Below are 10760 nucleotides of genomic sequence, written 5' to 3'. Positions count from 1 at the left end.
TTGCGCTAAAAGAAGCCCGCTAAAGTTCAGCTTTAGCGGGCTTCTTTCCTATGCTAAAGAGCATGCCTAAATATATCGCTAAACCTATATCAAATTGTTGCCGCTAAGCGAAAACGCTGTCCTTGTAACCAAAGAATCTTCTACCTGTTAATCCACACTAAAATGTTGGCCGCGCTTTGCGCCATAGGTTACACTCTGCGGCCTTTATGCTACTGGGATCGCACGCTCAAATCGCTAAATCTCAGTTTCGTCGCCCCCTTGCGGCGACACACGAATCACTTTTCAACACACATTATCATTGAGGTCACTGACATGTTTATCATTCGCTGGATTTTAGGCAGGATCATTCTGTTTTTAAACTTCGTATTTAGCCCTAAAAAGCGCCAACGTCCACTGGCAGAGCAACAACAGATTGATACTCAAACTCAAGCATTAGCCTTGTATCAATATCCAGCTTGCCCATTTTGCGTAAAAGTCCGCCGTGCAATGCGCCGTCAGGGACTCAATATAGTGACCCATGACGCTAAAAAAGCGCCGCATAAAGATGAACTCATCGCTCAAGGCGGCAAACAACAAGTGCCTTGTCTACGGATAGAAGAAAACGGCCAAGTACAGTGGTTATATGAATCAAAAGAAATCATTAACTACTTAGATCAACGCTTCGCCTAAATCGCGGCGTGGCGGTCGGTGTAAATATCCAAATAAGTGCGCCCAGTACCTTTTTCATGAACTGTTTAATCGACTTTTCAATGGACTTCCCAATGAACTTTACAATGGGTTTTCCGTTGAAATATCGAGGTTTCGGGCGCAGTTCTTTTATTGCGTTGTTTAATCACATCTACTTACGCCACAAATATTCACGGTCAGAATAATCAAATAACCACTGGGGTTGATACACCACCAATAACGTTACCGCCATACCATTAAGCAATGCCTCGGGGAACGCCAGCAAAGGGATTAATATCAAGTAATTATCCACTAACACATTCCAATCGTAATCCGCTGCAGACCACAACCACATCGCCCAACTCAATTGATGAAACACAGTTGAAAGGCCCGCATTGATAAAACCACCGACAAAGATAAACACGAAAATGTGTTTAGGAAATACATGGTAACTGCGACTGTATAAAACAAAACACAGGAACAGCGGCACAGCTATAGCAAACAGACTAAAAGCACCAAAATCAGCGGGCTGTTTCAACACAAAAAGACTAAAAAAAGCGCTGGGCAACAGTAATGCCACAGTAGCAAGACGCCAACCGAACATCAGCATACAGGTCACTATCCCTAGAAAATGCAGATGCAACCCAGTTTGAATACTGGCATTTAACGACCACAGCGCATTAACACCCACCAGCGTCAGTAACAAGCGTAACTGCAGATTTTTATCCCGCCGGATCTGCGCTAACTCTTCTTTTGGCCATATCGCATAGATCCATAACGCCAATAGCATAAGGCATATGCCTTGAGTCAGGCTCATATCCCACTCGATTTGCGCCCATTTATTCGACCAAAACGCCCACATTACTCGCCCATCCCTCATCCATTGTGCCAAAACAGTCACTCAGCCCATGAAGATGCCATAAATCCATGAACTTTAGGGCCATATTAAGGTATTCTGCTGTCAGTTAATAACCTAAGAGTTAAATTTGATTATGCCGCTTCGATACCTCAGCCTTGCCATCTTAAGTTGTTTCTCGCTCATCGCCTGTAGCAGTGCCCCCATAGATCCTAGTGAACTTGCTGGGAAATTACGGGATAAGTTAACCACAGACATTAAAGCCGATGGCCTTAAACTCTTCAGCTACACAGCGCGTCTGGTCGATGAACAATCTAACAGGGGTGATGCAGACCATCCCTTGCCGCATGATGCCCGCGTGCGTAGCATGCAAGATCCCCGTGAACAACGCCGCGCAATGCAAAATCTACAGGACTCATTAGAGGTTTGGGGACGACAGGTAGAATTAGGATTAACAAAAACCCTTGAAATGACAGGTTATTGCCGCGAAGGTTATATCGAATTAAGCCGAATTATCGAGCCCGGTCGAGGCGAAATTCGCGGAGAATGCCAAGAAGGCGCGACCAATGCCGATAAACAGAAATTTGTGAACTATTAGCGAAGGTTTGAGTAACTCAAATTTGCATGGCTAAGATCTGAGCTTCGAAAGTCGCAAGATTGGAAAAGCACTGTTAATCGGCTAAAAATAGCGAAAACAATAATAAGAAAAGATTAAAAAGGTAAGTATGCGCGTATTAGGCAATACGCGCATTCACATCATACTAGACTGATTCAGTCAGTGGCACGGCACGATTTTCCAATAACACGGGAATACCTTCAGTGATCGGATAGGCCAGCTTATCCGCCTTACAAATCAACTGCTGCGTCGTTTTATCGTACTCAAGTTTTCCCTTACACACAGGGCAAGCCACTATATCTAACAATTTTTTATCGAATGCCATGGAAGTTTCCTTGTTTAGCTGCAGCCACCTCGCGAAGACGTGCGAGCAGCTGCTCATCAAATTGTGGGGATAGCTTGGCATTGACCGCCAAATACCACCAGTTCTCTTGTGCAAAATCGCGACATTTAACCGCATCTTTTTCTGTCATCAACAACGGCAAGTCTTGGGCTAAATCACGTAATTGGGTTTTATCATAGGCCTGATGGTCATCAAACCCCTGGCATAGCGCCAATTGATAACCTTGGGCGCGCAGCGATTCAAAGAAACGCGCAGGGTTACCAATACCCGCCATCGCAACCAGCGGCTGAGATTTATCGAAACTGTAATTACTGCAGTTTGCATCGCATTTAACGGGCTTCACTTCAGTTGGGGCCAGTTGCATTTCGAACTGACCTTTTGCTGCAGGTCCGCCATTACAGACGATAAAATCCACGGCATCGAGACGCCACGCGCCTTCACGCAGCGGACCTGCCGGCAACAGCAGGCCATTGCCTAAACCGCGTTGACCATCAATCACCACCAGCTCAATATCACGCCCCAGCGCATAATGCTGCAGCCCATCGTCGCAGATGATGACATCCACACCAAACTCGGCAATAAGCGCATTAGCCGCATCGACGCGTTTGGCGCCAACCACCATAGGCACTTGAGTGCGCGCCACTATCATGGCAGGTTCATCACCGACCTCTACCGCGCTCGCGCCTAAGTTAACCGTTTTAACGCCTTGAATATCAACGCCATAACCACGACTGATCACACCGGGGTGAAACCCATGCTGGCGCAGTAGCTCAATCAGATAAATCACGGTTGGCGTCTTACCGCTACCGCCGACGGTAATATTACCAACAACGATGACAGGCACAGGCATTGCCGTTTGTAGTTTGAATCCGAGGCGAAACAAGGCGCGGCGCACATAAGTGATCACCGCGAATACGCCCGATAAAGGCAACAAGAGCCATCGCAGTGAATGGCCCTGATACCAGATTTTATTCACTAAGGCCTGCATCTAACTACCAAATTGCATTTGGTACAATTTGGCGTACATGCCATCTAATTCCAATAGCGACTGGTGCGTCCCGCGCTCGACGATACGTCCCTGATCCACCACTAGAATTTGATCGGCACTCTCGATAGTCGACAACCTGTGGGCGATCACTACTGAGGTGCGGTTTTGTCTGAGGTTATCTAAGCCTTTTTGAATCGCTTTTTCCGACTCTGTATCTAATGCCGAGGTCGCTTCATCGAGGATCAACACAGGCGCATCACGCAACATAGCGCGCGCAATCGCAATCCGCTGTCTTTGGCCGCCGGACAATAACACGCCATTTTCACCCACTTGGGTATCAAGGCCTTGTGGCAGCTGATCAATAAACTCCATCGCATAGGCCAAGGTCGCCGCTTCGATAATCTGCTCACGCGTCGCTTCACCGGGATAGGCGTAGGCGATGTTGTTAGCAATCGTATCGTTGAATAAGGTCACCTGCTGCGATACCAAAGCCACTTGATTACGCAGCGATTTTAGCGAGTAATCGTAGATGCTGACATCATCGAGCAAAATGTCGCCGGATTCGAGCCCCGTATAAAAACGGGTTACTAGACTGGCAATAGTCGACTTACCTGAGCCAGAACGACCGACTAGCGCTAGGGTTTGACCCGGTTTAACTTCAAAATCGACATCTTCCAGCGCTCGACGATCTTGGCTGTCATAGCTAAAACAGACCTTATCGAAACGTAGATGACCCTTAGCGCGCTCGACGGTATAAGTGCCTGTGTCGGACTCAGGCAGCGTATCCAATAATTCAAACACTGTGGTACATGCTGCAATACCGCGTTGGAATTCGGCGTTCACTCGGGTTAAATTTTTGATGGGTTGCAACATGGCCATCATAGCGCCAAGAATTGTCGCGAAGGTGCCGGCGGTAAGATCGGCTTTCATGCTGTCTAAGCTTGCCGCATAAAGTACAAACGCTAAGGCGAATGAGCCGATAATCATGATCAACGGCTGACTAATGGCCTGCGCCACTGCTAACTTCATATTTTGATGGCGGTTTTGATCGTTCACTTTAGCAAAACGGGTAGCTTCGGTTTCTTGTCCACCAAAAGCCAATACGTTTTTATGGCCCTTAATCATTTGCTCAGTCGTAGCACTTACACCACCCATAGCGGTTTGAATTTGCTTAGAAACCTTACGGAAACGACGACTGACCACAGTAATGACCATGCCCATAATCGGCCCGATCACTAAGATACACAGGGATAACTTCCAAGAGTTATAGAACATCAGTGCCAGCATACCCAATACAGTTACACTGTCGCGGACGATAGAAATCAAAGCGCTACCCGATGCTCTGGCAATTTGCTCAGTATCGAAGGTGACTTTTGAAATCAAGTTACCGGTATTTTCCTTGTCCATGTAACTGACTGGCAGGCTAAGATAATGCTCAAACACTTGCTGACGCATGTCCATGATCAAACGTGCACTCATATATGAAATGCCGTAGGTCGAGACAAAGTTGGCAAAACCGCGCAGTGTAAACATGACGATAACCACAAGCGGCGCCATCATCAGCACATCGTTGTTCGCGTGGAAACCTTCACTGGTTGGCAAAGCTATGCCATTGGTGACCGCAGCAGGTGCGCCGCCGGAAAAACCCTTATCAATAAAGGGACCGATGAAAGCGATAAAGGCGGCATCGACGAGACCATAAATAATTAATCCCGCAACTGAAAGCATAAACATGCCTTTCATCTGTTTTATATAGCCCAGTAATCGTTTGAAAACTGTCCACATTTCGTCTTTAGGAGATGTTGTCATTGATAACACTAAATTATGGCAAAGTAGCCATTCTACTCTGGATTAATCAAGTCACCAAATCTAAACAGAGAGTTGTACCAAAATGGCGCTAAATCACCACGATAGGTCTTTACCTCTAACTCAGGCTGCTGAAAAATCACACTAATCTGCCCTTCTGTCCCTGTGGTCAGACTCCTTATTTCTCGTCGCTGATACCGTTCAACCACAGTGGATTTAGGAAAACCATAACGATTAGCAAAACCCGCAGGGAAAAGCACTAACTTAGGGGCTACGGCATCGATAAAGGCCTCTGTCGACGAGGTTTTGCTGCCATGGTGCGGCGCTACCAGCACGTCGCTTTGTAACTCGTTTAGGTCACTTAGATCACCGTTCACGCTTAGATCACCGCTCACACTCAGCTCACGGCTTACACTTAATTCACGACTTAATAGTGCCGCTTCGGTTTGTTTTTCAATGTCCCCGGTGAGCAGCAGACTTTGCAAGCCATCATCGATGCGCACCACACAGGAGCCATTATTTCCCGCCAGCACTTGAGGCGGTGAGAGTAAGTAAAAGCTCAACCCTTGCCATTGAATTTGCCTTGGGCGGCAATCTTGGCCGCTAAAGCCTGCCACATCTGTGATCACCCAAGCCTTAGGATAAGCCTCAATCAAGACAGGCGCGCCGCCTGCATGATCGTTATCGCTATGGCTGATAACAATATAGTCAATCTCTTGAATACCTTTGGCTTTTAGGAAAGGTAATATCACTCGCTCCGCATAACTGAAATCATCACCAAAGGCGGCGCCCGTGTCATAGATGACTCCCCTGCCATTTTTTTCAATCACCACGGCTAAACCTTGGCCCACATCGAGTAAATGCATAGCCCATCGATGGGTTTGCACGGGAGACCACAGCGTCATACAAAAAAGTAATACGGGCATAAACAACAAACTCAATAGGCTTAGCCAAGCAATATTGTTTTTATGCTTAGGCACATAGCGCCATAACACACCACCAACGAACGTGCAGACTCCTAAGGCTAATAGGCTGTCAGAGAGTGCTAACCAATGGGCGGGTAAGTGCTGACTGATATCGAGTAACTGCGCATAGGGCGATAAACTCCAATCACTGAGGCGAAGCAGTCCCAACCAAGAGAACCCAAACGTAGTTCCAAGCCACCAGCAGACAAATCCCGCCATTGCTAAGGGGATCACTACAAAGCTAAACCAAGGAACTGCCAAGATGTTCATCCACAGACTGTGTACACTCACGCCGCCAAAGAGTGCCGCTTGCAGTAATCCAAGCCCGAGACTCAAGCGCCATTGGATTGCCCAAAACTGCATCATCCCTGTGCGTAAACGTGCCCCTCGACTCGACGCGGGGGTAAATGCCCTTGGTTGGATTTCTAAGGTGTATAAGATGATGCCTAAGGCACAAAACGACAGCCAAAATCCCGCACTTAAACAAGCGAGCGGATCCAGTAGCAATACAATGAACAGGGCGAATAACAAGCGTTCCCACGCGGTAGAAAATCGCTTTAATAAACTCAATAGCATTAACAGCAGAATCATCACCAATGCCCGCTGAGTCGAAATACCAAAGCCAGCAAGATAGGCATAAAATGCGGCGCCTATGCCCGCAGCGACTAAAGCAAGGGTGATATTACGTCGACTTTGATGTGGCACTAAGTGACTCAATCCAAACAAAAAGCATGTGTAAATCCATGCTGCGACGACTGAGAGATGCAAGCCGGAGATCGCCACTAAATGACCCGTACCCGTCTGCCGTAGTGCTTGCCAACGTGCTTTTGTGATCAACTGCTTATCACCCATAAGCAAGGCGAGTAAAATATCACCTTGCGGCAAAGAGGTTAATTCAGGCGTCAATGCGCTTATCAGCTCGTTACGCAGTGAAGGTGAAACCTCCAGTAAATGTGCCTCAATCACTCGCCCTTTACCGACAACATGTTGGCTGATTAATTGTTTCTGCTCATTGTAGCCACCTTGATTTAACACGCTAGCAATACGCTTAGGCATCAAGGTAAACTGCCAAACCTGACCGACATCGACTTCCGGCGGATCTTTCCACGTGAGTCGCAATTTTGCATTTGGCCCTAAGATTAAATTTGGTTTAATGACCGATATATCCAAACTTAGCCAGTCGCTGTTTCGACTAACTAGTGATATGATTTCGCCCCTAACCTGTATAGGTTGTTGTAACACTGGAAGATCCTGCCTAGATAATCCTAAGCAAAAACCAGTTAGCCATGCCATTGCAAAGAGTCCACCTGCACAAACAGGGATTTTTCGGTATAAAATTAGCGCCCCAACAACAAGGTAGGGTATGTAACTGACTGGCGGCAGCGAAGGCCACAACATCGCTGATAACAAGATGGCACTAAAGCCAAACATGAATCGATTCATAGTGAATTAAGTTAAGACAGCAATTTCAGCCTATGCCAAAAAAATTAATCAAAAGATTTATGCCTAAGCCTGAAACCTTGCGTGAGCATAAACACTTACGCATGTTTGGACGCTTATTACATAATCCCAATTTGTGGGCGCTAAATCGCAAATCCGCTCCTGGCGCATTCGCAGTGGGATTATTTGTCGCCTGGATCCCTATGCCATTTCAGATGGTAGTGGCTGCGGCTTTTGCCATTCTATTTAACGTTAATATTCCCGTTTCAGTTGCATTAGTCTGGATAACCAATCCCTTAACTATGCCAGTGATGTTTTACGGCGCGTATTTACTCGGCGCTAAGATACTCGGCCATGCGCCGCAAGATTTTGCCTTTGAAGCCAGTTGGCAGTGGATTGAAGCTTCGCTTGCCACCATAGGTCCGGCGTTTTTACTGGGTTGCCTCGTGCTCGGGGTAATTTTTTCCGCAGTGGGTTATTTATTGATTAATAATCTGTGGAAATATTCGATTATGTTTAAGTGGCAAAAACGTAAGAATAAATAACCTCGCCTTTCCCACCGCTTATGCTGATGCAGTTTTAGCCAAAAGCTAATTTATCTAAGCAACAGTATAAGCGGATCAATATCTTAGCTTATTCTTCATGGCCTAATGTGCCCCCAAATCGCTCTTCTTCCATTTGGTTTATATCCTGTCGTTTTAACGTCTGTCACGCGCTCACTCCTTTCACGCTAGAGATTGTCGCTTCTCATGTTGAGCGCCATCTGTGCAGACTAAGATTGCGTCTTAAACAGACGCCGCACGAGGAATACTCATATTGGGATATATACATTCATTTTAATTGCAGCTTAAAATATCCGACAGATTTAGTCAGATACTCAAGAGCCAATTATGTTGAATATTGATGAGCCCGCACATTTACAACCACAAATCGCCTTATTTAGATTAGGCTTTCGGCCTTTTTTCCTGTTTGCGAGTTTATTCAGCGTATTGGCATTAGGGATCTGGGGAGGTTTTCTTTCAGGGATCAATCTGTTGCCGCAATCTGTTAATCCTCTTTGGTGGCACGGTCACGAAATGATTTTTGGATTTGTCTGCGCCGTGGTCGCGGGCTTTTTACTAACGGCAGTGCAAAACTGGACAGGCCAAGCTGGAATTAAAGGAACTTGGTTGTTAGGGTTGTTCAGTGTGTGGTTATTGCCACGGCTATTATTACTCATGCCGCTAGCGATTCCCTTTACGCTCATCATGTTTATCGACTTACTATTTTTGCCGCTAACGGCGTTAATACTTGCCCAAGCCGTGATCCGCGTTCGTCAATGGCGCAATTTTGTATTCATCCCCATTCTCACCTTGCTCACCCTGATGAGTGCATTGAGTTACTACGGCGTACTAACAAATCAATTTGAATGGATAAACATCGGCTTATATGGTGCGGTTGCGTTAATCAGCATCATAGTCGCACTCTTAGGTGGCCGAGTGATCCCTTTTTTCACCGAGCGCGCAACACAATGGCAGCGTCAAACTGCGATTCCAGTGCTCGAATGGCTGAGCTTTATCAGTCTCTTTGGATTAGTCATTAGCTTGATCCTACAAGAGCAAATATTGCTCCGTAGTATGGCAGGGATTGCGAGTATCGTTTTACTGCTGCGCTGGCATCGCTGGGGTTGGCATGCCTGCTGGCGCGTACCTTTGCTCTGGTCGCTGCATCTTAGCTATGTGTGTATCCCAATTGGTTTAGCACTGATTAGCTTGGGTTTCCCCTTATCCGTTGGTATGCACGCGATAACGGTTGGTGGGTTAGCTGGGATGATTTTAGCTATGATGGCGCGGGTTTCGTTAGGCCATACGGGCCGAACACTGCAACCGCCAAGCATAATGAAGTATGCCTTTGGCTTAATCCTGCTTGCGGCAGTGTTTCGAGTATTAGCAGGGATAAACCCGCTATGGTCGGCATCATTACTGCTCGCCGCCATAACATCTTGGGTCATCGCCTTCGGCTGTTTCTGTATCTGCTATGGGCCTATGTTGTGCCAAGCCAGAATTGATGGTCGACCTGGTTAGGACATGTTAATACTGAATTTGGCACTTAAATGTAGATTGAACATATCTGTGAATTAAGTCACACAGCATAACTGCGCTTTTCCCTACAAGCTGATTTTTACTGTTACTATTTAAAAAAACATCAAGTAGGGAATGCCCATGCCATTTTATCACCAATATGGTTCTAAGAGCCTCAAAGCTGTAGAACACTTAGTTCTGTTTATTATTGCCATTGCCACTATCGTCGCGATAGGCCAAGAAATTGTGCATATTGTCTCTGTCCGTATGGTTGCACTAGCGGATTTACTCCTGTTATTTATTTTCCTAGAAGTCTTAGCCATGGTGGCGAACTACTATGAATCAGGTAAGTTACCCGTGCGTATGCCACTGTATATCGCAATTGTGGCCTTAGCTCGTTACCTCATTTTAGATATGAAGAGTATGGAAGATTGGCGTATTGCTGCGATATCACTGTCGACGTTAATTTTAGCGGCAACTGTGATCGTCATTCGTTGGGGTCAATTAAAAATGCCCTATCCGAAAAACCAAGAATACGACAATTAATCAAGCACCTGAGTTGGTGCTATTGAAGACGAATTCAATAGCACCTGCTGTCCTCCTTTTAAAACTATTATCAAAGACCTAGCTTTCACATTGGTATTCTGCCAAAAAGCAATTATGCTAGTTTTACTGAGATCAATAATTTACGGGGCAATTGAGTTATGGGTGACCATACTACTGGTTTTGAAGAAAAACGCACATCACTGCGAGTGGACATGGAAGCGGAGCGTGTCGTCTTACATTGGATTGATGCACAAGGCATAAAGCAAACCGATGAAGGCGTGTGTATCGACTTAGCCAGACGCGGTATTTTATTCGATTATAAACGTCCCTTTGCACTGGGCGAACTCATCGAAGTGACCTTTAATCCCGATTCTACCCAGCAAAATACCGTCAAAGGACAAGTCTGCCGCTGCGCGAAATGCCACGACCAAAGTTACCACATTGCCATGCAACTGCTTTAATTTAACTTAATTT

12 protein-coding genes are annotated in these 10760 nt (G+C 46.2%); 6 read left to right on the top strand and 6 right to left on the bottom strand.

The window, feature by feature from the left end:
• Positions 1-312 precede the first annotated feature (312 nt).
• Positions 313-669 carry a glutathione S-transferase N-terminal domain-containing protein gene (locus K5Q99_RS04255; RefSeq protein ID WP_012196875.1) on the top strand — a complete coding sequence of 119 codons (357 nt, stop codon included), beginning with the start codon at positions 313-315 and terminating at the stop codon, positions 667-669.
• Between the two features lie 169 nt (positions 670-838).
• Here the strand turns inward: K5Q99_RS04255 and K5Q99_RS04250 are convergent, their stop codons facing one another.
• Complete coding sequence (locus K5Q99_RS04250; RefSeq protein ID WP_220776136.1) at positions 839-1528, bottom strand: energy-coupling factor ABC transporter permease; 690 nt, start codon at positions 1526-1528, stop codon at positions 839-841.
• Between the two features lie 130 nt (positions 1529-1658).
• Here K5Q99_RS04250 and K5Q99_RS04245 point away from each other — a divergent pair, with 130 nt between their 5' ends.
• Positions 1659-2120 carry a hypothetical protein gene (locus K5Q99_RS04245; protein ID WP_220776135.1) on the top strand — a complete coding sequence of 154 codons (462 nt, stop codon included), beginning with the start codon at positions 1659-1661 and terminating at the stop codon, positions 2118-2120.
• Here K5Q99_RS04245 and K5Q99_RS22860 read toward each other — a convergent pair.
• The 5 genes from K5Q99_RS22860 to K5Q99_RS04220 all read right to left on the bottom strand — a co-directional run bounded on the left by K5Q99_RS22860 (position 2117) and on the right by K5Q99_RS04220 (position 7683).
• Complete coding sequence (locus tag K5Q99_RS22860; RefSeq protein ID WP_373317012.1) at positions 2117-2191, bottom strand: pentapeptide repeat-containing protein; 75 nt, start codon at positions 2189-2191, stop codon at positions 2117-2119. The genes K5Q99_RS04245 and K5Q99_RS22860 overlap by 4 nt on opposite strands.
• 92 nt (positions 2192-2283) lie before the next feature.
• Positions 2284-2463 (bottom strand): Trm112 family protein, encoded by a 180-nt coding sequence (locus tag K5Q99_RS04235; protein ID WP_006081200.1) that lies wholly within the window; start codon positions 2461-2463, stop codon positions 2284-2286.
• Complete coding sequence (gene lpxK, locus K5Q99_RS04230; RefSeq protein WP_220776134.1) at positions 2450-3469, bottom strand: tetraacyldisaccharide 4'-kinase; 1020 nt, start codon at positions 3467-3469, stop codon at positions 2450-2452. The genes K5Q99_RS04235 and lpxK overlap by 14 nt, the downstream gene beginning before the upstream one ends.
• Positions 3470-5278 (bottom strand): lipid A export permease/ATP-binding protein MsbA, encoded by a 1809-nt coding sequence (msbA, locus tag K5Q99_RS04225; RefSeq protein ID WP_106650197.1) that lies wholly within the window; start codon positions 5276-5278, stop codon positions 3470-3472.
• 32 nt (positions 5279-5310) lie between these two features.
• Positions 5311-7683, bottom strand: coding sequence for a DNA internalization-related competence protein ComEC/Rec2 (locus K5Q99_RS04220; protein WP_220776133.1), 2373 nt, complete (start codon positions 7681-7683; stop codon positions 5311-5313).
• Positions 7684-7715: 32 nt separating this feature from the next.
• On the opposite strand from K5Q99_RS04220, the gene K5Q99_RS04215 reads away from it, so the two are divergent.
• The 4 genes from K5Q99_RS04215 to K5Q99_RS04200 all read left to right on the top strand — a co-directional run bounded on the left by K5Q99_RS04215 (position 7716) and on the right by K5Q99_RS04200 (position 10747).
• The gene (locus tag K5Q99_RS04215; protein ID WP_006087434.1) at positions 7716-8225 is read left to right on the top strand and encodes a DUF2062 domain-containing protein; all 510 of its coding nucleotides are present in this window, start codon (positions 7716-7718) and stop codon (positions 8223-8225) included.
• A 345-nt stretch (positions 8226-8570) separates the two neighbouring features.
• Positions 8571-9743, top strand: a complete 1173-nt coding sequence (locus tag K5Q99_RS04210; protein ID WP_220776132.1) for an NnrS family protein — start codon at positions 8571-8573, stop codon at positions 9741-9743.
• 138 nt (positions 9744-9881) lie between these two features.
• The gene (locus K5Q99_RS04205) at positions 9882-10286 is read left to right on the top strand and encodes a phosphate-starvation-inducible protein PsiE (RefSeq protein ID WP_106650194.1); all 405 of its coding nucleotides are present in this window, start codon (positions 9882-9884) and stop codon (positions 10284-10286) included.
• Positions 10287-10444: 158 nt separating this feature from the next.
• On the top strand, positions 10445-10747 hold the full coding sequence (locus tag K5Q99_RS04200; protein WP_106650193.1) for a PilZ domain-containing protein: 303 nt from the start codon (positions 10445-10447) through the stop codon (positions 10745-10747).
• The last annotated feature ends 13 nt before the right edge of the window (positions 10748-10760 follow it).

The organism is Shewanella hafniensis (assembly GCF_019655335.1).
GTDB classification, from domain to species: Bacteria; Pseudomonadota; Gammaproteobacteria; order Enterobacterales; family Shewanellaceae; genus Shewanella; species Shewanella hafniensis.
Note: the sequence above shows the minus strand (reverse complement) of the source record. Positions and strands in the feature narration are given on the sequence as shown.

What these genes read in the sequence shown, in the direction of transcription:
- K5Q99_RS04210 (WP_220776132.1), top strand. Translation starts at nt 8,571, where the DNA reads ATGTTGAATATTGATGAGCCCGCACATTTACAACCACAAATCGCCTTA.
- lpxK (WP_220776134.1), bottom strand. Translation starts at nt 3,469, where the DNA reads ATGCAGGCCTTAGTGAATAAAATCTGGTATCAGGGCCATTCACTGCGA.
- K5Q99_RS04235 (WP_006081200.1), bottom strand. Translation starts at nt 2,463, where the DNA reads ATGGCATTCGATAAAAAATTGTTAGATATAGTGGCTTGCCCTGTGTGT.
- K5Q99_RS04220 (WP_220776133.1), bottom strand. Translation starts at nt 7,683, where the DNA reads ATGAATCGATTCATGTTTGGCTTTAGTGCCATCTTGTTATCAGCGATG.
- msbA (WP_106650197.1), bottom strand. Translation starts at nt 5,278, where the DNA reads ATGACAACATCTCCTAAAGACGAAATGTGGACAGTTTTCAAACGATTA.
- K5Q99_RS04200 (WP_106650193.1), top strand. Translation starts at nt 10,445, where the DNA reads ATGGGTGACCATACTACTGGTTTTGAAGAAAAACGCACATCACTGCGA.
- K5Q99_RS04215 (WP_006087434.1), top strand. Translation starts at nt 7,716, where the DNA reads ATGCCAAAAAAATTAATCAAAAGATTTATGCCTAAGCCTGAAACCTTG.
- K5Q99_RS04255 (WP_012196875.1), top strand. Translation starts at nt 313, where the DNA reads ATGTTTATCATTCGCTGGATTTTAGGCAGGATCATTCTGTTTTTAAAC.
- K5Q99_RS04250 (WP_220776136.1), bottom strand. Translation starts at nt 1,528, where the DNA reads ATGTGGGCGTTTTGGTCGAATAAATGGGCGCAAATCGAGTGGGATATG.
- K5Q99_RS04205 (WP_106650194.1), top strand. Translation starts at nt 9,882, where the DNA reads ATGCCATTTTATCACCAATATGGTTCTAAGAGCCTCAAAGCTGTAGAA.
- K5Q99_RS04245 (WP_220776135.1), top strand. Translation starts at nt 1,659, where the DNA reads ATGCCGCTTCGATACCTCAGCCTTGCCATCTTAAGTTGTTTCTCGCTC.